This window comes from Saccharothrix sp. 6-C (assembly GCF_016695385.1).
Taxonomy (GTDB): domain Bacteria; phylum Actinomycetota; class Actinomycetes; order Mycobacteriales; family Pseudonocardiaceae; genus Actinosynnema; species Actinosynnema texasense.
This window is the reverse complement of the sequence record NZ_CP064192.1, coordinates 5,996,036-6,019,958: the sequence shown is the minus strand read 5'-3', so window position 1 is coordinate 6,019,958 and position 23,923 is coordinate 5,996,036. Positions and strand designations below refer to the sequence as shown.

At 72.2% G+C, this 23,923-nt stretch carries 20 protein-coding genes and 1 pseudogene; 14 read left to right on the top strand and 7 right to left on the bottom strand.

What is annotated here, in order from left to right; all coding sequences use genetic code 11:
* Positions 1–133 precede the first annotated feature (133 nt).
* Positions 134–2,866: a S8 family serine peptidase gene (locus tag IOD16_RS25065; RefSeq protein ID WP_442978059.1), complete on the top strand. Its 2,733-nt coding sequence runs from the start codon at positions 134–136 to the stop codon at positions 2,864–2,866.
* 61 nt (positions 2,867–2,927) lie between these two features.
* Here the strand turns inward: IOD16_RS25065 and IOD16_RS25060 are convergent, their stop codons facing one another.
* Positions 2,928–3,905: a helix-turn-helix transcriptional regulator gene (locus IOD16_RS25060; protein WP_123746634.1), complete on the bottom strand. Its 978-nt coding sequence runs from the start codon at positions 3,903–3,905 to the stop codon at positions 2,928–2,930.
* 307 nt (positions 3,906–4,212) lie between these two features.
* On the opposite strand from IOD16_RS25060, the gene IOD16_RS25055 reads away from it, so the two are divergent.
* From IOD16_RS25055 to IOD16_RS25030, 6 genes and pseudogenes are all read left to right on the top strand, one after another.
* On the top strand, positions 4,213–4,788 hold the full coding sequence (locus IOD16_RS25055; RefSeq protein WP_236594362.1) for a hypothetical protein: 576 nt from the start codon (positions 4,213–4,215) through the stop codon (positions 4,786–4,788).
* A gap of 13 nt (positions 4,789–4,801) precedes the next feature.
* Positions 4,802–5,488, top strand: coding sequence for an acVLRF1 family peptidyl-tRNA hydrolase (locus IOD16_RS25050; protein ID WP_201436395.1), 687 nt, complete (start codon positions 4,802–4,804; stop codon positions 5,486–5,488).
* Between the two features lie 81 nt (positions 5,489–5,569).
* Entirely contained in the window at positions 5,570–5,959 is a 390-nt protein-coding gene (locus IOD16_RS25045) for a hypothetical protein (protein ID WP_201436394.1), read from the top strand.
* Between the two features lie 4 nt (positions 5,960–5,963).
* A complete protein-coding gene (locus tag IOD16_RS25040) occupies positions 5,964–6,479 on the top strand; it encodes a SigE family RNA polymerase sigma factor (protein WP_123746637.1) in 516 nt (171 codons plus the stop codon).
* Positions 6,472–6,930, top strand: a complete 459-nt coding sequence (locus tag IOD16_RS25035) for a hypothetical protein (RefSeq protein WP_201436393.1) — start codon at positions 6,472–6,474, stop codon at positions 6,928–6,930. Before IOD16_RS25040 ends, IOD16_RS25035 begins: the two co-directional genes overlap by 8 nt.
* A gap of 729 nt (positions 6,931–7,659) precedes the next feature.
* A pseudogene (locus IOD16_RS25030) lies at positions 7,660–8,572 on the top strand (IS110 family transposase); the annotation flags it as partial.
* A gap of 138 nt (positions 8,573–8,710) precedes the next feature.
* Here IOD16_RS25030 and IOD16_RS25025 read toward each other — a convergent pair.
* Entirely contained in the window at positions 8,711–9,484 is a 774-nt protein-coding gene (locus IOD16_RS25025) for an SDR family oxidoreductase (protein WP_201436392.1), read from the bottom strand.
* Between the two features lie 142 nt (positions 9,485–9,626).
* On the opposite strand from IOD16_RS25025, the gene IOD16_RS25020 reads away from it, so the two are divergent.
* The 4 genes from IOD16_RS25020 to IOD16_RS25005 all read left to right on the top strand — a co-directional run bounded on the left by IOD16_RS25020 (position 9,627) and on the right by IOD16_RS25005 (position 15,059).
* Positions 9,627–11,255 carry an ABC-F family ATP-binding cassette domain-containing protein gene (locus IOD16_RS25020; RefSeq protein WP_201436391.1) on the top strand — a complete coding sequence of 543 codons (1,629 nt, stop codon included), beginning with the start codon at positions 9,627–9,629 and terminating at the stop codon, positions 11,253–11,255.
* Positions 11,256–11,432: 177 nt separating this feature from the next.
* Complete coding sequence (locus tag IOD16_RS25015; RefSeq protein ID WP_015103570.1) at positions 11,433–11,642, top strand: helix-turn-helix domain-containing protein; 210 nt, start codon at positions 11,433–11,435, stop codon at positions 11,640–11,642.
* A 66-nt stretch (positions 11,643–11,708) separates the two neighbouring features.
* Positions 11,709–12,524, top strand: a complete 816-nt coding sequence (locus tag IOD16_RS25010; protein WP_201436390.1) for an enoyl-CoA hydratase/isomerase family protein — start codon at positions 11,709–11,711, stop codon at positions 12,522–12,524.
* 606 nt (positions 12,525–13,130) lie between these two features.
* Positions 13,131–15,059: an ABC transporter ATP-binding protein gene (locus IOD16_RS25005; protein ID WP_201436389.1), complete on the top strand. Its 1,929-nt coding sequence runs from the start codon at positions 13,131–13,133 to the stop codon at positions 15,057–15,059.
* A gap of 25 nt (positions 15,060–15,084) precedes the next feature.
* Here the strand turns inward: IOD16_RS25005 and IOD16_RS25000 are convergent, their stop codons facing one another.
* Positions 15,085–16,656, bottom strand: coding sequence for a penicillin-binding transpeptidase domain-containing protein (locus IOD16_RS25000; RefSeq protein ID WP_201436388.1), 1,572 nt, complete (start codon positions 16,654–16,656; stop codon positions 15,085–15,087).
* A gap of 61 nt (positions 16,657–16,717) precedes the next feature.
* On the bottom strand, positions 16,718–17,458 hold the full coding sequence (locus tag IOD16_RS24995) for an SIS domain-containing protein (protein ID WP_201436387.1): 741 nt from the start codon (positions 17,456–17,458) through the stop codon (positions 16,718–16,720).
* Between the two features lie 103 nt (positions 17,459–17,561).
* Between IOD16_RS24995 and IOD16_RS24990 the strand changes: the two genes are divergently transcribed.
* On the top strand, positions 17,562–18,326 hold the full coding sequence (locus tag IOD16_RS24990) for a DeoR/GlpR family DNA-binding transcription regulator (RefSeq protein WP_201436386.1): 765 nt from the start codon (positions 17,562–17,564) through the stop codon (positions 18,324–18,326).
* A gap of 548 nt (positions 18,327–18,874) precedes the next feature.
* Here the strand turns inward: IOD16_RS24990 and IOD16_RS24985 are convergent.
* Both IOD16_RS24985 and IOD16_RS24980 read right to left on the bottom strand, forming a co-directional pair.
* Positions 18,875–21,007, bottom strand: a complete 2,133-nt coding sequence (locus tag IOD16_RS24985) for a transglycosylase domain-containing protein (RefSeq protein ID WP_201436385.1) — start codon at positions 21,005–21,007, stop codon at positions 18,875–18,877.
* Positions 21,008–21,140: 133 nt separating this feature from the next.
* On the bottom strand, positions 21,141–21,566 hold the full coding sequence (locus IOD16_RS24980; RefSeq protein ID WP_201436384.1) for a hypothetical protein: 426 nt from the start codon (positions 21,564–21,566) through the stop codon (positions 21,141–21,143).
* Between the two features lie 290 nt (positions 21,567–21,856).
* On the opposite strand from IOD16_RS24980, the gene IOD16_RS24975 reads away from it, so the two are divergent.
* Positions 21,857–22,675 carry a lysozyme gene (locus IOD16_RS24975; protein ID WP_201436383.1) on the top strand — a complete coding sequence of 273 codons (819 nt, stop codon included), beginning with the start codon at positions 21,857–21,859 and terminating at the stop codon, positions 22,673–22,675.
* Between the two features lie 22 nt (positions 22,676–22,697).
* Positions 22,698–23,321, top strand: a complete 624-nt coding sequence (locus tag IOD16_RS24970) for a hypothetical protein (protein ID WP_201436382.1) — start codon at positions 22,698–22,700, stop codon at positions 23,319–23,321.
* A 32-nt stretch (positions 23,322–23,353) separates the two neighbouring features.
* On the opposite strand, the gene IOD16_RS24965 is transcribed toward IOD16_RS24970, so the two are convergent.
* Positions 23,354–23,920 (bottom strand): nucleotidyltransferase family protein, encoded by a 567-nt coding sequence (locus IOD16_RS24965; RefSeq protein ID WP_201436381.1) that lies wholly within the window; start codon positions 23,918–23,920, stop codon positions 23,354–23,356.
* Positions 23,921–23,923: the final 3 nt, after the last annotated feature.

The following is a 23,923-nucleotide window of genomic DNA, read 5'->3' as shown; positions in this document are numbered from 1 at the left end:
GTTGACCCCTCGGTCGGAGACATCCGGCCGAGGGCCGCGTGCGTCGGGGGCACGCAAGATTCTGGGGGAGACGCCTGTGCGCTCACCGAAACGTCATCTGCGAAGAAACGCCCTGATCGCGGCGGGTGCCGCCGTGCTGTTGACCTTGGGCGTCGTGTCGCCCGCCTCCGCCGATCCGACCAAGGCGTCCAAGGGCGTCGAGGACAAGACCGCCGCGCAGATCGCCGCGCTGCAGGACATCAAGAGGTCGCTCACCGAAGCCGAGTCCAAAGTGGACAGCGCGCTCGTGGTCGAGCAGCGGCGCCGGACGAACGCCACCACGTTCACCAAGCTGCCCGCCCTCCAGACCGGGGTGAAGGTCCAAAGCGGAAACACCGTCGTGGTGGACATCCGCGCGTTCAAGGTCACCGACGACCTGGTGGCCGCGGTGAAGACGGCCGGTGGGGCCATCCGCTCGGTGTCCACCGAGGGCCGGACGGTCCGCGCGCAGCTGCCGCTCGGTGCGCTGACCAAGCTGTCCGCCCGCGGCGACGTGCGCCGCGTCGAGACGGCGGTCGAGTACAAGACGTTCAACAAGCAGGACCGCAAGGCCGACCCGGCGGTCTCGAAGGAGGACAAGGCCCGGGAGATCGAGACCCGCACCCGCGAGGCGCTGATCGCACCGCAGGCGGTCAAGACCGGTGAGGGTGATCGGGCGCACGCGGCGGACACCGCCCGTGCCGACTTCCGCGTCACCGGCACCGGCGTGAAGCTGTGCGCGCTGTCCGACGGCGTCGACTCGCTCGCGCTGTCGCAGGCCGCCGGTGAACTGCCCGCCGGCGTCGAGGTCCTCGCCGGCCAGGAGGGCTCCGGCAACGAGGGCACCGCGATGCTGGAGATCCTCCACGACATCGCGCCCAACGCGAGCCTCGGCTTCGCCACCGCGGTCAACGGTGACGCGAGCTTCGCCGACAACATCCGCGCCCTGCGCTTCCAGCTGGGCTGCGACGTCATCGTGGACGACATCCTCTACTTCAACGAGTCGCCGTTCCAGGACGGCGTGATCGCGCAGGCCGTGGACGCGGTCAGCGCGGACGGCGCGCTGTTCTTCTCCTCCGCGGGCAACGAGGGCAACGTCGCCGACGGCACCTCGGGCCACTGGGAGGGCCAGTTCGTCGACTCCGGTGTGGGCGTCGGCAAGTTCGCCGGCACCGCGCACGACTTCAACCCCTCGCCGGACGCCAAGCAGGTGTTCAACCCGCTGTCGGACAGCTCGGCCAACGTGCCCGTGACGCTGTTCTGGTCCGACCCGCTGACCTCGTCGTTCAACGACTACGACCTGTACCTGGCGAACTCGCAGGGCAACGTGGTGGCGTTCAGCCAGGGCGTGCAGGACGGCAGCCAGGACCCGTACGAGCGGCTGAACACGCCCACGAGCGCGGCCGGTCTGCGGCTGGCCGTGGTCAAGTTCCGCGGCGAGGACAAGTACCTGGCGCTGAGCGCCCTGGGTGGTCGCTTCAAGGACTCCTCCGACGGGCTCAAGAAGTTCGCCACGCCCGGTGTGACCCGCGGCCACTCCGCGGCCAAGGGTGCGATCAGCGTGGCGGCGGCGCCGGCGAACAACCCGCTGCCGTTCGACCTGGAGCCGGGTGACCCGGCCAACCCGCGCGGCCCGTTCCCGAACGCGTTCGACGGCACGCAGAAGCCCGAGCGGTTCACCTCGGACGGTCCGCGTCGCGTGTTCTTCGCGCCCGACGGCACGCCGCGCGAGGAGCTGCGGCAGAAGCCCGACCTGACCGCGGCCGACGGCGTGCAGACCAGCGTGGCCGGCTTCAACCCGTTCTTCGGCACGTCGGCGTCCGCGCCGAACGCGGCCGGCATCGCGGGCCTGGTGCTGTCCGGCAACCCCGGCCTGGCGCCCGCCGAGGTGCGGGAGGCGATGACCGCGACCGCGATCGACCTCGTCGAGGCGGGCGTGGACAACCGGACCGGCGCGGGCGTCGTGCGCGCCGACCTGGTGCTGGCCTACACCGGCGCGTCGCCGCAGCCGCTGGCGAAGGCCGTGAAGCCGTCCGTGGTCAACGACGCCGACGGCAGCCAGTACCTGAAGCCGGGCACCACGGCCACGGTCACCGTGCCGGTGGTCAACTCCGGCGACGGCATGGCCGCGTCGACCAGCCTCGTGCTCACCACGCCCACCGCGGGCGTGACGATCGCGCCGCGGTCGAAGTCCTACGGCAACGTCGAGGTCGGCCAGACGGTCACCAACACGTTCAAGGTGACCGTGCCCGCGTCGATGGGCGTCGGCTCGGCGGTCCGACTGGACGCCAGGGTGACGTTCGCGGGCTCCACCTCGCCGACCACGAGCGCGTTCACGCTCAACGTCGGCGAGCCGTCCCGTGACGCGAAGACGTTCGCCTACGCCGGGCCGGTCGTGGCCATCCCGGACAACGACGCCACCGGCGTCTCGGTGGAGATCCCGGTCAGCGGCGTCGGCCGCGGCTCCAGGATCGCGTTCTCGATCGACGGCGACACCTGCACCACGACGACGGGCGCGACCACGGTCGGCATCGACCACACGTTCGTCGGGGACCTGGTCGGCACGCTGACCTCGCCGTCCGGCGCGACCGCCACGTTGTTCCAGCGCAACGGCGCGACGGGCAACAACCTGTGCCAGGTCGTGTTCGACGACACCGCCGCGCAGCCGTTCTCGTCGGTGACCAGCGCGTTGGCGCCGTACACCGGCACGTGGCGGCCCACCACCCCGCTGGGCGCGCTGCTGGCCGAGCCGGTGGACGGCACGTGGACGTTCAAGGTCACGGACGGTGCGGCGTCCGACCGCGGCTCGATCCGCTCCGTCTCGCTGAAGATCAACGGTTACGTCTAGTGGTCACCAGCGTGTGAGAAGGGCCCCGGGAGCACGCTCCCGGGGCCCTTTTGTTCACGTGTTACTTCGGCCACTCCCAGCGGATGCCGAACACGCCGGGCCCGAAGCCCAGCGCCACGGCGTGCACGCCACCCGCCGCGTCCAGGGCCAGGTTGCGCCGCCGGGACGGGGTGTCGTCGCCCGCGGGCACGCTGAACTGCTGGCAGCGGGCGGGCAGGTTCGACTGGTCGAACCGCACCTCGATCACGTACTCGCGCACCGGCAGCCGGAACTTGCGCGCGAAGGTGTTGTTGCCCGCCGGGTAGTGGCCCTCGGCGAACAGCAGCTCGTACTCCATGATGATGGTCTCGCCCCTGGTCAGGGGCCGGTCGAACATCATCTCCGCGGCCATGATGTTGGCCTCGGTGTCCTCGACCACGCGGCCGAGGTGGCAGTTGCGCAGGTTCACCACCTGCGGCAGCACGTTGGCCTGCTCGGTCTCGAACACCAGCGCCCACCGGTCGGGGCCGTCCTGCTCGGCGCGCAGGATCTGGCGCACCCACACCGAGCGCTGACCGCCGTCCGCGGCGATCTCGATCCGGTCGTGCTGGCTGATCCGGCCCAGCTTCACGTCCGACGACGTGTCCACCTTCGTGAGCAGGCTCGCCACCCGCTCACGACGCGCCCACAGCGCGTCGATCGGCATCATCGTCGTCGGTCGGGACCGCCTGCCACGCGGGCGCGGCGGGCCGAGCAGCGCGGACAGGCCCGCCTGCGGCACGCCGAGCACGGTCTCCAGGTGGCGCAGCGCCTCCAGCGACTCGGGTCGCTCGGGTCGGCGTCGGCCGGACTGCCAGTAGCTCAGCGTCGCGACGCTGATGGTGACCCCGCGCAGCGCGAGCCGGTGCTGGATGCGGTCGAGACTCAGCCTGCTCGCTTTGATCGCGGCTCTCAGCGCCTCGGGGAACGGTCCCGTGGTGAGAAGCTGCGCAAGACTGCCGTGGCCCGTCGAGTCGAGTTCGTCGACGGACAGGTTGGGTCGACCGGCAGCGTTGGTCATTGTGACTCCCCGCTGTCATGAGATCACGCCCCAGTGACCCTACCCGCCAACGCAGGGCGTTGGTGCCTTCCAGGTGGAGTCATTGATTGGGCCATACGGGTTACGAGTTCACTGGGATGGGCATCGTTCTGTCAAGTGGTGAACATCCGTGCTCTTCCCTTTGTAAACCCGTCGGTAACATTGTGCAACGGCAGCTTCGGGTCCTGGGGTCCGCCCCTTCGGCCCCGATGCGGGTCCGGTGCTGTCCGTGCCCCGGCGGCCACGCGCCGTTGGCGGTCGTTGATCCGTTGGGCCTACTGTGTGCCCGGTGACCGCCGCCCAGGACCTCGTGCCCCTGCCGGAGGACCCGTTGACGGAGGTCGCCGCCGCCGTGCTCGGCGACGGCCACCACGTGGTGCTCGACCTGCTCGACGTCGTGCGCCACCACGGCGGGCCGCCCGTGGACGTGGTCCGCGCGGGCGACGACCTGCTGCCCCGGCTGGCCCACGAGAACGCGCTCGAGCAGGCGCTGCTGCTGGCCCGGCAGGTGCTGCGGCCCGGCGGCCTGTTCGTCGCCGCCGTCCCCGAGCTGGACAAGCTCGGCCGGCTCCGGCCCACCGCGCCCCCGCCGAAGGTGTCCGGGCGCGGCCCGGAGCGGCAGGTGACCGTGCAGCTGTGGGACTGGGCGGCCGACGGCGAGTCCTACGCCCTGGAGGTCGTGCGGCTCGTCCGCGGCGCGGGGACGTGGGAGGTCGCCAACACCGTGTCCACCCGGCACCGCGTCCTGTCACCCGAGCAGATGTCCGCCTCGCTCACCGACGCCGGGTTCGGCGCCGTGCAGCGGCTCTCGCCCGCCGAGTGCGGGCACCCGCTGCCGGTCTGGGTCGCGGTCGCGCCGGCGTGACCGCCGTGCCGCCGTGAGCAAGGTCCGGCCCGTCTCCGGCGGCGGCCGGGCGGTCGAGGTGCCGCCCGAACGCCTGACCGGGTGGTTCACGCGGTTCGCCGCACGACACGGCGGGGTCGTCACCACCTCGGTGACCCCCGGTCGTTGCCTGGTCACGGCGGCCGACGGGACCACGGCCTCGGTGGCCTCCACGTTCGGTGAATTCACCCCCGCGAGTGAGTCCGAAGGTCTGGTGCTCGACGCGGTGCTGGCCCACGCGCTCGCGCCCCGCCGGATCGGGCTGCTGCTGGTGCGGCTCGGCGGACACAGCATCGGGGTGGCGCAGGACGGCCTCGTGCTCGTGTCGACCACCGACAGTCACCAGGTGCACGGGCGCAACAAGGCGGGCGGGTGGTCGCAGCAGCGGTACGCGCGGCGCCGGGAGGGGCAGGCCCGGGTCGCCCTCCAAGCGGCGGCCGACGACGCGGCGAGGGTGCTGGCGCCTCCGGCTCGGCTCGGCGAGCTGGACGCGGTCGTGCTCGGTGGCGACCGCCAGGCGTTGGAGGCACTGCGGGGTGACCGCCGGCTGGGGGAGGTGTTCGCGTTGGCGTCACCGCGCGTGTTGGATGTGCCGGAGCCTCGGCGGGCGGTCCTGGACGAGGCCGCCGAACGGGCGCGGGCGGTGGAGGTCGTGGTCCGGGAAACTCCCCGGAACTCGTGACAACCCCCGCCGCACCCGACCGCATTTAGCAGGGTGAGGGGGCACCGACCCGCGGCGGCCCCACGAACCCGAGGAGCAGTCTTGCTGCGCAAACGACTCGTGCTGGCGGCGGGGGCCGTCGTGCTCGGCGGTATCGCCGTGGCCGGGACCGCGCTGGCGTCCGGCGGCGGCGACGAACCGCCCGCGCCGACCACGACCAGGCCACCCGTCACCTCGGTCACCACGTCACCGGTCGCGACCTCGCCCACGTCCGCGGCGCCGATCGAGACGTCGCCGCAGCCGACGGTCAGCACCAGCCCGGAGGCGTGGCCGACGACGACCAGCCCGCGCCCGGAGCCGACCGTGTCCCAGCCACCCGTGACCACCACCGTGGTGACCACGTCGCCGGACGCGTTCCCGACGACCACGACCGTGCTGCCCCCGCAACCGACGCCGCTGCCGACCTCGACGACGGCCACCACGAGGCGCTGACGGCGTGAGCTGGGACGCGGAGTTCACCCACCACTTCGACCGGTGCGCCGACTCGATGCGCTTCACCGCGTTCTTGTTGTGCGGCAACCACCACGAGGCCGAAGACGTGGTGCAGTCCGCGTTCCTCAAGTTCTACCTGGCCGGGCCGAAACCGGCGCAGGGCGGAGGGCTGGACGCCTACCTCCGGCAGATCGTGGTGCGCACGTTCCTGGCCGAGCGCCGCCGCGTGCGGTGGAAACGGGAGAAGCTCACCGACGTGATGCCGGAGGTGCCGGCGGCCGGGTCGTTGAGCGAAGACCGGCTGGTGGTGTGGAAGGCGCTGAGCGCCGTGCCCGCGAAGCAGCGGGCGACGCTCGTGCTGCGGTACTGGCACGACCTGGGGGTGGAGGAGACGGCCGCGGCCCTCGGATGCTCGGTGGGCACCGTGAAGAGCAACACGAGCCGCGGCCTCAAGGCGTTGCGGCAGAGGCTGGGACCGGAGTTCGGCGACTTGTGGCAGGAGGTGTCGCGCGGTGCTTGAGGACGAGCTGAAGAAGACCTTCGAGGAACTGAACATCAAGCCGCAGCCACGCACGTTCGGGGCCGTGGACATCGTCTACCGGGGAGCCGCCGTCAAACGCCGCCGGCGCACCTACGCCGTCGCCGCGACCGGCACCGGCACCGCCGTGGTCGCCGTGGTGATCGCCTTCGCCCTGAACCAACCGCCGAACCACGACGACAACAGCCCCGCCGGCCCCCCGCTGCCCACCACGAGCACCCCGGCCCAACCCCACCCCACCACCCCGGACCCCCTCTCGTCCTCGGAGGAGAACCCGGCGTCCACCACCCCCAACCCCAACCCCACCACCACCGGCCACACCGCTGTCACCACCTCCACGATCACCACCTCGGTGACCACTTCGACGATCGCCCCCTCCACCACGAGAACCACGAGCCCCACCAACACCGGCCCCCTCCAAACCACCCGCTGACCCCCAGGGTCCACATCCCGGCCTGCCACCCTCGCCCGGCCACGTCACCCGGCCGGCACGCCCATGACCACCACCCACCTATCGCCAACCGCCCGCCGCCTGCGTCCAACCGCCCCTACCCACCACCCGCTCGCCCCGCGCCACCCACCACTCACTCGACCTCGTCCGCCGCGCTGCGCCGACCCTGCCGAGCATCGCCCGCCCGTCGGCCCCGGCCACCCTCGCGCAGGCGCCACGGCTCCACCGCCACCGTCTGGTCATCCACTACCTCCGACCAGCCGCCCCTACCTCCACGCACTGATTCCGTCCACCGTGCTGCGCTGCCACCCAGGCGTCCCCAGCGGTCCGCCCCGCCCTCGTCTGCACTCCCGCGCCATCCCCCACGGCTCACTCGGCCTCGCTCACCCCGCTGCGCTGCCACTGCCGGGCATCGCCCGGTCGCCCGCCCCTGCCCCCCGCTCGCCACCCTCCGCTCGCTGACGTGCCATCTTCTGCCCGCGCACCCCCACGCTCCGCACCCTGTTGCCTTTCTCGTAGCTCCTGATCAAGGAGTCGTGGTCGCCGGTCCGGCAGGACTCGGGCCCCCAGTCGAAGGCATGATCCGGGGGTGGTGTCACCGGGCCCGGTGGCATCGCCGGACCGCTGATAGGGACACGGCCGCCGCCGGGCAGGTCTCGTCGTAACGTGGGTGCCGGCCCACGACCCCGCGACGAACGAACGGCACGCTCGTTGACCAGCGGTTACCAGGTGTTCCTCGGCCTGGACGTCGGCAAGGGCGAGCACCATGCGGTCGGCCTGGACCCCGAAGGGAAGCGGCTGCACGATGCCGCCCTGCCCAACAGCGAACCGCGGCTGCGGGTACTGTTCGACAAACGCGAGGCCCACGGTCCGCTGCCGGTGGGGGTCGACCAGCCCGCGACGATCGGTGCGCTGCCGGTCGCCCGCGCCGCCCGCCACAAGGTCGCCTACCTGCCCGGCCTGGCCATGCGCCGCATCGCCGACCTCCGCCCCGGCCGCTCGGCCACGAGGCCCTGGCCGAACTGGACGTGCTGGTCGGCTTCGACGACGACCTGGCCGGCGAGGCCACCCGGATCACCAACCGCATCCGCGGCCTGCTCACCGGCGTCCACCCCGCACTCGAACGAGCGATCAGCCCCAGGGTCAGCCACCCGGCGGCGCTGGAGGTCCTCTCCCGCCGCGGCGGCCCCAGCAGACCGTGACAAGTCCCCGGCACAGCAGCGGCCGACACCGTGCCGCCCCGCTTGGCCGACAGCCTCAAACCGTGCTCCGGCAACGCAACAGGTCGCCACCGAGGTCGAGGGATACTCGATGCGCACCCTCTTGCCGACGTCCTGATCCCGGTGCCCGGCATCGGGTCAGGACCGCAGCCCGCATCCTGCTGGAGATCGGCGACACCTCGGGGTTCAAGTCTTCCGGGCACCCGGCCGCCTACGCCGGTATCGCCCCGGTCACCCGCAGCTCCGGTCCCTCGCTCAAAGGCGAACACCCGGCCCGCACCGGCAACCGCAAACTCAAACGGGCGTTCTTCCTCGCCGCGTTCGCAGCCCTCCCCGATTCGACCAGCAGGGCTTACTACCAGCACAAACGCGACCAGGGGAAGAAACACGACGCCGCCCTGATCCGCCCTCGCCCCGCTGCCGCGTGCCCCTCCCCAGATCCCGCCCGTCGACACCAACGGCGGGACTCGTCCGCCTATGAGCCCCGCCGTCGTCCGCCTCGGGCGGGTCGACCAGTCGTCCCGCTCCGCCGTGCCGCCGCTCTACCCGAGCGTGCCGGTGGCGAGCAGGCCGCCGTCCACCCGCACGGTCTCACCGGTGATCCACTCGGCGGCGTCCGAAGCCAGGAACGCGACCAGCCGCGCGACGTCCTCCGGCGTCCCGAGCCGCTTCATCGGATACCCGGCCGCCGCCTCCTCCTCACGCCCGGTGTACAGCGCCTCGGCGAAGCGGGTCTTCACCACCGCCGGCGCGACCGCGTTCACCCGCACCTTCGGCCCCAGCTGCCACGCCAGCTCCTCCGTCAACCGGATCAACGCCGCCTTGCTCGCCCCGTACGCCCCGATCACCCCCGTCGACCGCAGCCCACCCACCGACGCGATGCTCACCACCGCCCCGCCGTGCTCGTGCATCCACCCCTTCCACGCCAGCTGCACGAACCCGAGCGCGGCGACCACGTTCACGTCGAAGATCTTCCGCACCGCGTCGAGGTCCGCGTCCACCAGAGCGCCGAACACCGGGTTGATGCCGGTGTTGTTCACGAGCACGTCCAGCCGCCCGAACCGCTCCAAGGTCGACTCGACGGCCTGCGCGCGGTCGTCCGCGTTGCCCGCGTTCCCCGGCACCGCCAGCACACGATCAGGTGACACACCCGCGGTGGTGGCCAGCGACTCGGCCGCCGCCGTGACCGCTTCCGCCTTGCGCGACGTGATCGCCACCGACGCGCCGCGCGACAGCAGCTCCAGCGCGATGCCGTGCCCGATGCCCCGACTGGCGCCCGTGACCAGGGCCGCCCTGCCCGTGAAGTCCGAAGTCATACCGGCAATGTATGCCGGTGGACACACACTGCTAATCCGGTGGCTCCCACCCCGTAGACTGGGGCTCGTGGTCATCCTGATCGAGTAGGTCCCGCGCCAGCCGCGCCGTTGACCTCGCACGACCACACACCCGGAGTAGAACTTGATCACCGCAACCGATCTCGAGTTGCGCGCGGGCTCGCGCATCCTGCTGTCCGACGCCACCCTCCGCGTCCAGTCCGGCGACCGCATCGGCCTCGTCGGCCGCAACGGCGCGGGCAAGACCACGTCCCTGCGCGTCCTCGCGGGCGAGGGCCAGCCGTACGCGGGCGAGGTCCGCCGCACCGGCGAGCTCGGCTACCTGCCGCAGGACCCGCGCGAAGGCGACCTGTCGGTCATCGCCAAGGACCGCGTGCTCTCCGCACGAGGCCTGGACCAGCTCCTCCGCGACATGGAGAAGATGCAGTCCACGATGGCCGAGCTGGTCGACGACGCCGAACTGCAGGCCGCCGTCCGCAAGTACGGCCGCCTCGAAGAGCGGTTCGCCGCCCTCGGCGGGTACGCGGCCGAGAGCGAAGCCGCCCGCATCTGCGCGAACCTCGGCCTGGCCGAGCGGGTGCTCGCCCAGCCGCTGCGCACCCTGTCCGGCGGTCAACGCCGCCGCGTCGAGCTGGCCCGCATCCTGTTCGCCGCCTCCGAAGGCGGCGTCGGCACGAAGTCCAGCACGATCCTGCTGATCGACGAGCCGACCAACCACCTCGACGCCGACTCCATCGCCTGGCTGCGCGGGTTCCTCAAGTCGCACGAAGGCGGCCTGGTCGTGATCAGCCACGACGTCGAGCTGCTCGACGACGTGGTCAACAAGGTGTGGTTCCTCGACGCGACGCGCGGCGAGGTCGACATCTACAACATGGGCTGGAAGAAGTACCTCGAAGCGCGCGCCGCCGACGAGAAGCGCCGCCGGCGCGAGCGCGCCAACGCGGAGAAGAAGGCCGGCGCGCTCATGGCGCAGGCCGACAAGATGCGCGCGAAGGCCACCAAGGCGGTCGCCGCGCAGAACATGGCGCGCCGCGCCGAGAAGCTGCTGTCCGGCCTGGAGGACACCCGCCAGGCGGACAAGGTCGCCAAGATCCGCTTCCCGCAGCCCGCCACGTGCGGCAGGACGCCGTTGACCGCCGAAGGCCTGAGCAAGTCCTACGGCTCGCTGGAGGTCTTCAGCGGCGTCGACCTGGCCATCGACCGCGGCTCACGCGTGGTCATCCTCGGGCTGAACGGCGCCGGCAAGACCACGTTGCTGCGGCTGATCGGCTCGATGGAACGCCCCGACAGCGGCGAGGTGATCGCCGGCCACGGCCTCAAGCTCGGCTACTTCGCCCAGGAGCACGAGACGCTCGACCACGAGGCCACGGTCTGGCAGAACATCCGCCACGCCGCCCCGGACACGCCCGAACAGCAGCTGCGCTCGCTGCTCGGCACGTTCCTGTTCAGCGGTGAACAGCTCGAACAGCCCGCCGGCACGCTGTCAGGTGGCGAGAAGACCCGGTTGGCGCTCGCCGGCCTCGTGTCGAGCGCGGCGAACGTGCTGCTGCTGGACGAGCCGACGAACAACCTCGACCCGGCCAGCCGCGAACAGGTGCTCGACGCGCTGCGGCGGTACGAGGGCGCGGTCGTCCTCGTCACGCACGACCCCGGCGCGGTAGAGGCCCTTGAGCCCGAGCGGGTGATCCTGCTGCCCGACGGCACCGAGGATCACTGGTCCCAGGAGTACCTGGAACTCGTGCAGTTGGCCTGAGCCAACAGTTTCCGCCTCTCTCACCCGAACGTGAGCACTGATCGACTCTCAGTGATCAAACGACCGCTCGCAGATCATTTCGCTTGATCACCTGGCGTTCTTGGTCTTCGTGTTCGATCATTGCGACGACAGGGGCTTACGAAGGCCCGACCTGCTGTCTACGGAAGGCGGGACAAGGTGGCTGACCTGAAGAAGGGCGCCCGGATCACCGGCGCCACGCGGGACAAGCTGGCCGCTGACCTGAAGAAGAAGTACGAAAAGGGCGCGAGCATCCGGGCGTTGGCCGAGTCCACCGGGCGCTCCTACGGCTTCGTGCACCGGGTTCTCAGCGAGTCCGGTGTGCAGCTGCGCGGTCGCGGTGGCGCCACCCGCACGAAGAAGAAGTAAGCTACCCTCCGGTAACCACAGGGCGTCGAGGAGAGACGACGCCTGACGAAACCCGGAGGTTCACGCATGTCGGCACCGACCACCATCGACGCCGACCTGCTGGAACGCGGAGGCGTGCGGCTCGTCGTGGACGGACCGCGCGCGACGATCACGCTCGACCGTCCCGATGTGCTCAACGCGCAGACGCCGTCGACCTGGGTGGCGTTGCGGACGATCGGGGAACAGCTGGGCCCGGACGTCCGCGTCGTGGTCGTCCGGGGTTCCGGTCGCGCCTTCTCCGCAGGGCTCGACCGGCGCATGTTCACGGGCGCCCCGGTGGAGGGCGAACCGGGTCTGCCGGAGATCACGCGACGGGGACCCGAAGCAGGCGCCGCGCTGATCGCGGAGTTCCAAGAGGGCTTCCGCTGGCTGCGCGACCCGGCTCGGGTGACGATCGCCGCGGTGCGCGGGCACGCCATCGGCGCGGGCTTCCAGCTCGCGTTGGCGTGCGACTTCCGCGTGGCCGCCGACGACGTCAAGTTCTGCATGGCCGAGACGTCGCTCGGCCTGGTGCCCGACCTCGGCGGCACGTTGCCCCTGGTGCGCCTGGTCGGGTACTCGCGCGCGGCCGAAATCTGCCTGACCGGCCGCCGGGTAGGCGCCGAGGAAGCAGTGCGAATCGGCCTCGCGACCTCCGTCGTGCCCGCCGACGGACTGGACGACGCGGTCGACGCCCTGGTCGGCCAACTACTGCAACCGATGCCCGGTGCTGTGCGGGAGACACTGGCACTGCTGGCCTCGGCCGCCGACGGCGCGTCGGAAGACGACCAACTGCGGGCCGAACGCGAGGCACAACTGCGCCGACTCACCGAACTGTCCGCCCTCGCCGGCGGCCAGAGCTGACCAACGGGGCTGAACACGATCGGGTGGAATCGGGGCCAAAACGGTCCGAAAACACTGTTCCCGTACGTCGGTTGATTATGACCGAGCCCCGAACCACCCCCACCCGAACCACCTACCCCACCGCTGACCTCCACCCCCAAACCCCGTCGCCGATCCCCGCCCTCCCGGCCCCGCCAGCCGCCCTCCAGACCCACGCCGGCCGCTTCCGTCCGGCCCGGCCTGTCGCACCCCGCTCGCGCGGCGGCGGACCGGCGGCGGCTCATGGCTGGTGATGGCGGCCCGCCCCACGGCTCCGCCCACCCGTCCGTCACCTGCCGCCCGTCCGCCATCGCCGTGGTCGCCGCGCACCTGCCGCATCGCCGCCACTCACCGCTGGCACCCTTGCTGCCGCATGCGGCATGCCGCACCGCCCCCGCTGCGCCTGTCGCCTTTGACGCGGCCTCGCCGCCGCTTCTCGGTAGCTGTGCCGACCACTCGGTCCACGCGTGGTTGCCGCAGCCGGATGGTGATGTCTGCGGCTCCGTCCTGGGGGTGCAGCCGCTTCCGAGCCTGTCGCGGTCCGCACGAACGGGAACGTCGAGCGGGCTGTGGGCGTTACCGTCTGTCGTGGACGGTTCCTGGGGATTGATGCGCAGCGCGATGCGGGCGTCGGACGCGCCGACGGCGGTGCGGCGCGGGACGTTTCGGCGGGTGGTGGGGTTCGCCGGGCCGCACCGGTCGAAGCTGATCGTGTTCCTGCTGCTCACGGTCGTGTCGGCGGTGCTCGCGGTCAGTACGCCGGTGTTGGCCGGGCGGGTCGTGGACGCGATCGTCGGCGGCCGGGACGTGTCGGTCGTGGTGTGGTTGGCCGTGGTGATCGCGGGCATCGCGGTGGTGGACGCGGGGCTCGGGTTGGTCGAGCGGTGGCAGTCGGCGCGGATCGGGGAAGGGTTGATCCACGACCTGCGGCACGCCGTGTACGAGCACGTGCAGCGCATGCCGATCGCGTTCTTCACCCGAACGCGCACCGGGGCGTTGGTCAGCCGGCTGAACAACGACGTGATCGGTGCGCAGCGGGCGTTCACGTCGACGCTCTCCGGTGTGGTCACCAACGTCATCCAACTGGGGCTCTCACTGGGCGTGATGTTCACCCTTTCGTGGCAGGTGACCGCGCTCGCCTTGGTGTTGCTGCCCGTCTTCGTGATCCCCGCGCGGCGCATGGGCAGCCGGATGGCGGACCTCCAGCGCGAGGCGTCCACGTTGAACGCGGGCATGACGACCCAGATGACCGAACGGTTCTCCGCGCCGGGCGCGACGCTGGTGAAGCTGTTCGGCCGGCCGGAGGCCGAGACGGCCGAGTTCGCCGAACGGGCCGCGCGCGTCCGCGACATCGGCGTCCGCACCGCGATGGCGACCCGCTGGTTCATGACCGGCCTGACCCTGGTGTCCGCCCTCGCCCAAGCGCTGGTCTACGGCCTTGGCGGCTACCTCGCGCTGACCGGTCACCTGGCGGCGGGCACGGTCGTCTCCCTCGCGCTCCTCCTGACCCGCCTCTACTCGCCGCTCACCGCCCTCGCCAACGCGCGGGTCGACGTGATGACCGCGCTCGTGTCGTTCGAACGGGTCTTCGAAGTCCTCGACCTCAAGCCGATGATCGCCGAGCCGGAGCACCCGCGCCGCGTTCCCGACGGCCCGGTGTCCGTCGAGTTCGACGACGTCCGGTTCGCCTACCCGGCGGCGGCCGAGGTCTCACTGGCCTCACTGGAATCAGTGGCCACATTGGACACCCGCGGTGGTCGGGAAGTGCTGCACGGCATCCGCTTCCGGGCCGAGCCGGGGCAGCTCGTGGCGCTCGTCGGGTCGTCGGGCGCGGGCAAGTCGACCATCGCCTCCCTGGTGCCGCGGCTCTACGACGTCGACTCCGGCGCGATCCGCCTGTCCGGTGTGGACGTCCGCGAGCTGGCGTTCGACTCGATCCGGCACACCGTCGGCGTCGTCACCCAGGACGGTCACCTGTTCCACGACACGATCCGGGCGAACCTCGCCTACCCGCGGCCGGAGGCGACCGAGGAGCAACTGTGGGACGCGTTGCGCCGCGCCCGCTTGGACCACCTCGTCGAAGCGCTGCCCGACGGCCTCGACACCGTGGTCGGCGAGCGCGGCTACCGGCTCTCCGGCGGCGAACGGCAGCGGCTCACCATCGCCCGCCTGCTGCTGGCCCGGCCACGCGTGGTCATCCTGGACGAGGCGACCGCGCACCTGGACTCCGAGTCGGAAGCCGCGGTGCAGGTCGCGCTGACCGAGGCGTTGCGCGGCCGGACCGCGCTGGTCATCGCGCACCGCTTGTCGACGATCCGCGCGGCCGACCAGATCCTGGTCGTGGAGGACGGGCGAGTGGTGGAACGCGGCACGCACGCCGAACTGCTCGCCGCCGAGGGACGTTACGCCGAGCTGTACCGCACGCAGTTCGCCGCAGCGCCCACCTCGACGTCCACCTCGGGGCCGACCTCGGGGCCGACCGGGGGGTCGGCTGCCGACATGGAGACGGCCGTCTGACCGCCGTGTCGCGACGGACGAGCCGCTAGAGCCCGCCGAGGAACGTGCCGGTGGCGGCGATCGCGGCCTTGGACGAGCCGCCGTTCACCACCAGCACCGCGAACGCCAGGTCGCCCCGGTACCCGATGAACCAGCCGTGCGACCGGGTGCCGTCACCGAACTGGGCGGTGCCGGTCTTGCCGCGCACGGCGCCGTACCCGGCGAGTTCGCGCGCCGTGCCGCCGGTGACGACCTCGCCCATCATCGACCGCAACGCGCCCACGACCCCGCCGGGCAACGCCGCCGGCGCCTGGCCCTCGGTCGGGATCTCCCGGATCAGCCGCGGCACGGGCGTGCGGCCGTTGGCGACGGTCGCGGCGACCAGCGCCATGCCGAACGGCGTCGCCTGCACCTCACCCTGGCCGATGCCCGCCTCCACCCTGGCCGGCACGGACTCGGCGGGCGGGACCTTGCCGGTGTTCGTGGTGATGCCCGCGACCGCGAAGTCCGACGCCAGCCCGAAGTACGCGGCGGCCCGGGGCAGGGCGGTCGCGGGCAGGGACGCCGCCAACTGGCTGAAGCTGGTGTTGCACGACGCCGCGAACGCCCGGTGCAACGGCACCGTGCCCAGCTCGAACGAGTCGTCGTTGGTGATGTGCCGGGTGCCGATGGTCGCCTGGCCCGGGCACGGCACCGGCGTGTCGGCCGTCGCCAGGCCACCGGTCATCGCCGCCGTCGCCGTGACGACCTTGAACGTCGACCCCGGCTCGTAGTGGCCGTAGAGCGCGAGCGGGTCGTGCCCGACGGCCGGGTTCTGCGCCACCGCCAGGATCTCGCCGGTCGACGGCTGGATCGCCACCAGCATGGCCTGCTGGGCGCCCACCTGGTCGACCGCGGCCTGCGCGGCGGCCTGCGTCGCCGGGTCCAGCGTGACCGTCGTCGACTGCGCGACCTGCGCCTTCTGCTCCAGCAGCACGGCGACCGCCGCCCCGGCCCGGTCCACGACGGCGACCTGCCAGCCGGGCGTGCCCTTCACCGCGCCGACGGCCGCGCGCACCGAGTCCATCACCACGGGCGCGAAGCCGGGCGGCACCGGCCGGCCCGTGCGGTCCAGCAGCGCGCCGTCGGCGGGCGTCGTCGTGTAGGCCAGGCTCTGGCCCTCGGCGAGCCGCGGGTGCAGCACGGTCGGCGCCCAGTGCACCCGCCACCGGGCGTCCACCAGCCGCAGCTCTACCTCGGTCGCGTACTCGAGCGGCACGCCGCCCGGCAGCGTCCACGTGATGTCCGCGTCCACCTCGGTCGTCGTGACGCCGTCGGCGACCTGCGGCAGCCGGCCGAGCCGCGCCTGGAACGCCGCGCCGGACATGCCCTGCCGCGTCCGGGCGATCACCTCGCCCGCCACGTCCGCCGCGTCGGTGACCGCCGCCGCCTGTCCCGCCTGGCCGGACGTCACCGCGGTGAAGAACTGCTGGGCGACGACGCCCGGCGCCACCCGGTCGGGTCCGTGCGCGGTTGCCCGGTCGTCGTCCGGCCACAGCACCAGCACGCCCGCGACGATCACCGCGACCGTCGCGGCGCCCCCACCGGCCAACACCCAGCGCTTCGTCTTCTGGTCCACGAGTTCCCCCCTCGGCGTTCGGAGGTTAACCCGGACGTGTGGAGGATTCGTGAACGTCGACTCAGCCCAGCTGGGGCACCCGCGTCTGGTACTTGCGCAGCAGGTCGGCGTTGGCCGCGTCCCCGCCCTCGACGTTCGCGCTGCGCCACAAAGGCAGCGCCACGCCCGCCTCGGCGGCCTTGTCGAACAGGCGCACCATCAGCAGGTTCCACAGGAACGCGGTCGCGATCGTGGACACGGCGGCGGTGACGGGGTCCGCGAGCGGGTAGGTCGCGTCACCGGGCGGCACCAGGTTGTCCAGCACCACGGTGGCGTTCTCGGCGAGGGTGGTGCCCGCGCGGCGCGGTGCGAGCGCGCTCGCCGCGACCGACGTCACCGCCACCACGGGGCAGCCGGCGTCCGCCGCGAGCATCGCCAGCTCCACCGGGTACGGGTTCACGCCGGAGGTGGAGAAGACGACCAGGACGTCGTGCGCGGCCAGGCCCGCTTCGCGCAGCACCTCGGCGGCCAGCCCGGAGCGGCGCTCGGCGGAGGTGCTGCTCACCGCGCCGTGCATGGGCAGCAGTTCGGGGTGGTAGATCGGGCGGACGCAGGCCAGGCCGCCCGCGCGGTAGAACGTCTCCGCGACGGCGGCGAGGGAGTGGCCCGCGCCCGCCGTGAGCACCATGCCGTCCGCGCGGACGCTCGCCAGCACCAGCTCGGCCACGTCGTCCAGGGCCGCCGCGTTCTGCTGCTCCACCCTGGTGAGGTGGGTGCGCACGACGTCGCCGTAGTCGGTGTCGGTCACGGGCTCGGTCGTCATGCGGTCCTCCAGTGGTCTATACCAAACGGTGCTGGTGCCAAGTCCTACCGGATCGTCCCATCACCCGCCAGGGTGTTGACCTCCGAACATCCTCGGTGTTCACATGAACGCCATGGACGTGTCCTGGCGCCACGAGAAGATCCTCTACCGCTTGCGGGGCGGCGAGCGGGTGTCCGTCGGCAGCCTGGCGGAGCTGGTGGGCACCTCGGAGATGACGGTGCGGCGCGACCTCGACGTGCTGGAGCGGGAAGGGCTGCTCCGGCGGGTGCGCGGTGCGGCGGTGAGCATGCTGACGGGGGAGGAGACGCCCTACGCGGCGCGGGCGCGGCAGCGGTTGGAGGCGAAGCGGCGGATCGGCGGCGCGGTCGCCGCGCTGCTGGACGACGGCGAGACCGTGGTGCTCGACGGCGGCAGCACCACGGTGGAGGTCGCGCGGCGGCTGGGCGAGCGTCGGCTGACCGTGCTGCCGCTGTCGTTGCACTCGGCGGACGAGCTGCGCGGGGCGGAGCAGGTGCGGCTGGTGTTGCCGGGCGGCGACATCCGGCCCGGCGAGCTGGCCTTCGTCGGGCCGTTGACCGAGCACGCGTTCCGGGTGATGCGGTTCGACACGATGGTGCTCGGCAGTTGCGGGTTGAGCGCGCGCAACGGCGTCTCGGCGCACGACCTGGCCGAAGGCGCGGTGAAGAAGGCCGCGGTCGAGGCGTCGGCACGGGTGATCGCGGCGATCGACAGCTCGAAGTTCGGGCGCACCGCGTTCGGCCGGGTGTGCGCGGTGGGCGAGATCGACGTGCTCGTCACCGATGCGGACGCGCCGGAGGACGAGGTGAGCCGGATTCGGGAGGCAGGGGTGGAAGTCAGGCTCGTCTGACGGCCGCGATGCCCGTGGCGCGCCACTGGTGCCACTGGTGGCGCAGGTGCCTCTGGCAGGCCCGGTCGGCGGGGTCGGACGGCAGGCCCGGTCGGGCCGGGCGGCGCTCTGCCTGCGGGCCATCGTCGGCGGGGCCGCGGAACGTGCCGGCCGGGGTCGCGGCGTGCTCGCAGGGCTGCCGCTCCTGCGTCGCGCGATGGGCAGCCGGCGGGTCGTGCGGTTCGTCGCGGCGTGCGGGCCGGGCGGCGGGGTCGGGGCGGTAGGTCTCGCGGTGGGTCGGGACGGGTCCTGCGATCCGTCGCGCGGCGGCGTCAGGGCGGCGGCTGGGGGTGGTGCCGGGGTGGTGGCCGTGGTGGTCGGTGGGCGGGGTGGCCGGTGGGCGGGTGGAGGGCTGGGCGGTAGGCGGGGTGGTTCGGCGCTCGGTCATATCAACCGAGGTGCGGTAACAGTGTTTCCGTACATTGTCGGGCGATGATCACCCGATGGTGTGACGGCGGGGTGCCTGGGGTGGCGGTGGCGTCGGGTGGCCGGGAAGCAGGCGTCGGACGTCAGGGGCGAAGATACCGCGGTTCGACCGGGGGTAGCGGTTTCTCCGGCAGGTTGGCGTGGGCCTTCATCATGAAGTCGAACCAGGTGCGCGCGGGCAGGGTGCCGCCGTAGATGTCACCCTCGCCGCACAGCCGGGGTGGGCCTGCCTTGACGCAGATGCCCCGTGGCGAAGTGCTGTCGTTGAACACCTGCACGGCGCCGGCGTAGTCGGGGGTCGCGCCCAGGAACGCCGCGGACTTGTACTCCTCGGTCGTGCCGGTCTTGCCCAGCGCCGGGCGGGTCCACCCGTAGTCCTTCGCGGCCGCCGCGGCCGTGCCGCGGTCCTGGTCGTCGCCGCTCAGCCCGACCGCCAGGGCGTTCGCCAGCGGCTCCTCCACGACCTGCTCGCACGGCGCGTCGGTGAACCCCGTGTCCTTGCCGTTGCGGTCGGTGACCTTCACGATCGGCGTCGGCGGGCACCACACGCCGCCCGACATCAGGGTCGCCGCCACGTTCGCCAGCTCCAGCGTGCTGGTCGGCGCCGGCCCGAGCGTGAACGACGCGTTCCCGGCCTTCTTGTAGAAGTCGGCCTGCGTCACCCGCAGCTCCTTCTGCTTCGACTTCGGGTCAGGTGGCACGCCCGCGATGTTCGTCGCCAGCGTGTCCCGCATCCCCAGCCGGTAGGCCATGTCGACCACCGAGTCCAACCCGACCCGCTCCTCCAGGATCACGAACGCCGTGTTGGGCGAGGTCGCCAGCGCCTCCTTCAACGGCATCCGGGGCGGGTAGCTGCCGTCGTGGTTGCGCAGGCAGTACCAGTAGGTGAACGGCTCGCCGGTGCCCGGGCACCCGGGCGCGCCGCCGCGGAACACGCGCGAGGCGTACGACCCGGGCGACTCGATGACGCTCTCGATGCCGAGCCCGCCCTTCTCCAACGCCGACGCGGCCGTGAACACCTTGTACACCGAGCCCGCGCCGAACTTGTTCTCCACCGCGCTCGGCAGGTCGAACTGCGTCTGGAACTGCTCCTTGTGCAGCCCGTAGTCCCGGTTGGCCACCAGCGCCACCACCTCGTGCCGCTGCTTGCCCGGCCGCACGACCGCCGCGGTGTTCGCGATGCCCTCCGTCGTCTTCGGCACCTGCGTCTCGGCCGCCAGCTTCGCCTGCTGCGTGAGCGAGCGGTCCAAAGTGGTCTGGATGGTGTAGCCGCCGACCTTCAGCTCGTTCAACGAGAACCCGTTGCGGGTCAGGTGGTTGATCACGAACGAGCAGTAGAAGCCGAACTCCACACCGGACCCGACGCACCCGGTCGGCAGCGGGCGGACGGGCTCGGCCAGGCCCAGCGGCGCGCGCTTGTGCACCTCGGCCTGCTCGCGGGACAGCTTGGCGTTCTCCACCATCCGGTCGATGATGATGTTGCGCCGCTCGATCGCCTTGTCCGGCCGGGACTCCGGGTCCAGGAACGTCGGGCTGTTCACCATCCCGGCGAGCAGCGCCGCCTGCGGCACGGTCAGCCGGTCCGGCGTGGTGGCGAAGTACGCCTGGGACGCCGCCGCGATGCCGTAGATCGTGCCGCCGAACGGGACCACGTCCAGGTACCGCGACAGGATCTCGTCCTTGGTGAGCTGCGACTCCACCTGCACCGCGATGCGCGCCTCCCGCAGCTTGCGGGCCAGGGTCTGCTCCTGCGCCTTCTTCTGCCCGCCGGCGTCCTCCCGCTCCAGCACGTGCACGAGGTGGTTCTTGACGTACTGCTGCGTGAGCGTGGAAGCGCCCTGCGAGACGGAGCCGTCGGACTGGTTGCGCAGCGCGGCGCGCAGCGTGGCCAGCCAGTCGACGCCGTTGTGCTCGTAGAACCGGCGGTCCTCGGCGGACACCAGCGCGTCCTTCATCACCTGCGCGACCTTGTCCGGCGGCGTGAGCACCCGGTACTGGTCGTAGAGGTAGGCGAACGGGACGCCGTCCTTGTCCGTGATCGTCGTCATCAGCGGCGGCGGCGAGTCCATCATGCTGACCGTGGTGGCGGCGACGTGGTCGCTCACCCGGTTGGACACGAGGCCGGCGGCGCCGACGACCGGGATCGCCATCCCGGCGACCAGCACCCCGGCCACGAGGCAGAGGCCGATGAGTTTCGCGACGGAGGCGGTGCGCATGTCTGGGGAGTTACGCCCGGACGGGCGGTGGAAACACCGGGGAGCCGGTTTCACCGCAACTGCGGATAATCGCGACCTGGTGTTTAGTCCACCATTGTTCACCCGTTCGTGAACATTTCTCTTGGGCGTCGGTTCACGCGGCGTCGAGGCGGCTGACCGCGGTGGCGTCGAGGCGGTTGAGCGCGACGGTGTCGCAGCGGGTGAAGGCGGCGCTGGCGAGGTCGGCCGCGTGCCGCATCGCGGCGGCGTGCAGCGCGGTCAGCGACAACGCGTCCGCCTGCGCCGCCGGGTCGCCCTCGGTGGGCTCCAGCCTCGACTCGGCGGTCACGTAGACGACGCACTCGGCGGCCACGCTCAGCCGCCGCGCGAGGAACGCCACGGCCCTCATCAGCCGTTCCGCCTCGGCTTCGGTGATCGGCACGACCCGCGGCGGGTCGGCGTCGACGTCGTCGTCGACCTGCGGCCGACTGGCCCGGCACGCGAGGCCCCGGTCCCACAGGGCGGCCGCCTCGTGCAGTGACTCGATGAACGGCTCCCAGTCCACTTGGCTCGTCGTCATGGCTCTCACCTTCCGTGCGTCGCGCTCATCGGGTGAGTGCCCCCGGAAGTGGCACTTCATGCCGGCTTTCCCCAGTGGTCGACGAATTGATCGTCACGCACGCACACTCGATGGTCACATGGTGTGCCGCGAAAGACGGCTTCTGTCATTCGATCAGGTGGAAACGACTTCTTCAGGTTGTCCGGGCACGTGCGGTGGTAGCCGTTCGAGCAGAAAGTCCCGGCGACGAGCCACCGCGAGCCGTCGGGTCGAGCACGGCTCCGCCCGGGCGGAGAAGGGGAGGAAGTCCCATGCCGGCGCGATCACACAGGTGGCCGTCCCGCACGACCGCGTCGGCGGTGGTGCTCCTCTGCCTCGCCGCCCTGCACGTGCCGGCGACCGGGGCCGACCCCGGGGTGGAGGGCTCCGCCGACCACGCGGCGGGCTCGCAGATCGCCAAGCACGAGGGCGCGCACCCGGTCGACGCGTCCGAGCTCGTGCTCCCCGGCCCCGCCGTCCCCGGCATGGACGTGAGCAGCCACCAAGGTGAGGTCGACTGGCCGCACTGGTGGGCGCAGGGGATGCGGTTCGCCTACGTGAAGGCCACCGAGGGCACCGGTTACGTCAACCCGGAGTACGGCCGGCAGTACGACGGCTCGCGCGAGGTGGGCATGGTGCGCGGCGCGTACCACTTCGCGCTGCCCGACAAGTCCGACGGCGCGGCGCAGGCGAACTACTTCGTGGACCACGGCGGCGGTTGGGCCGCCGACGGCGCCACGCTGCCCGGCGCGGTGGACGTCGAGTACAACCCGTACGGCGAGGACAAGTGCTACGGGCTCGCGCCCGAGGCGATGGTGGCCTGGATCCGGCAGTTCAGCGAGACCTACCAGCTGCGCACCGGCCGCTGGCCGATGATCTACACGTCCACCACCTGGTGGGACCTGTGCACGGGCAGCCTCGGCGACTTCACCGGGACGAACCCGCTGTGGGTGGCCCGCTACGCCGACAGCGTCGGCCCGCTGCCGCACCGCTGGTCGGCGCACGCGATCTGGCAGCACACGTCGACCCCGATCGACCAGAACCTGTTCAACGGCACCATGGACGACCTCGTGGCGCTGGCCCGGGGCTGAGTCGTCCGGAACGGCGGCAGCCATGCACATCGACAAGTCCCAGGGCACGGCCTTCCCCGTGCGGTGGCGCGGCTACGACCGGCGTGAGGTGGACGGGGAGCTGGCCCGCTCGCGGCAGGAGGCGGCCCGCCTGCGCGAGGAGCTGGAGGTGCTCCGGCTGGACCGGGACGGGGCCGTGGCCACCGCCGACGACCTGATGCGGGAGCTGGAGGACGCGCGCAGCGAGCTGGGCGAGTACCGGGTGCTGCACGCGGGCTACGCGAAGGACAACGCCGTGTCCGGCTGCATCCGCTACCTGATGCACGTGGCCAGGCAGAAGGCGGACGCCTTCGAGACCGACGCGCGGGAGCGCAGCGAGCAGATGCTCAAGCGGGCCGAGGAGGTGGCGTGGCAGCAGGCCGTGCTGCTGGACGAGACCGAGCAGGAGACGCAGCGGCGGCTCGCCGAGGCCGAGCAGCGGGCCCGCGAGATCGTGCAGCAGGCGACCGCGGAGGCGCGCGCCCTGCTCGCCGGCCACGTGGACGGGCCGGACCGCTGGACCGCGGACACCGCGCCGTCGCTGGACGTGCCGATGCCGCGCATCATCTCCGGCCCGCTGCCCGTCGTGCAGCCCGACGCGGAGGAGCAGCGCCCGACCTCCGCGTGACGGCCACGCGCCCGCCGCCCGGCGGACACCGCTCAGGTCGGGAGGTCCCGCGGGTGGTCCACGTCGTCGCCGTCCGCCACGTCGCCGCACGGCACGTCGAGCGCGCCGTGCGCGCGCAGGTAGTCGCGCGCGCCGGCGTCGCCGACCGCCGAAGCGGCCACCCCCGCCCAGTGCCCGGAGCCGATCAGCACCGGGTGGCCGGGCGCGCCGTCGTAGGAGGCCCGCGCCAGCGCCCCCGGGGACGCCAGCGCCCGCAGCCGCTCGACCGCGGCGACCGTGACGCCCGGCGTGTCCACCGGCAGCACGACGACCGCGTCGGCCGCGACACCGGCCAGCGCGTCCAGCCCGGCGCGCAGCGACGAGCCCATGCCGGTGGCCCAGTCGGGGTTCTCCACCACGACGCAGCCGGTCAGCGCCGCTCGGGCGCGCACCGACGACGCCGAGGCGCCGAGCACCACGACGACCGGCGCGCAGCCCGCGTCGCGCAGCACCGCCGCGGCCCGGTCGACCCACAGCACGCCGCCGTGCGCCACCAGCGCCTTGGGCCCGCCGAACCGCCGCCCGGCGCCCGCGGCGAGCAGCAACCCCGCGACCGCCATGCG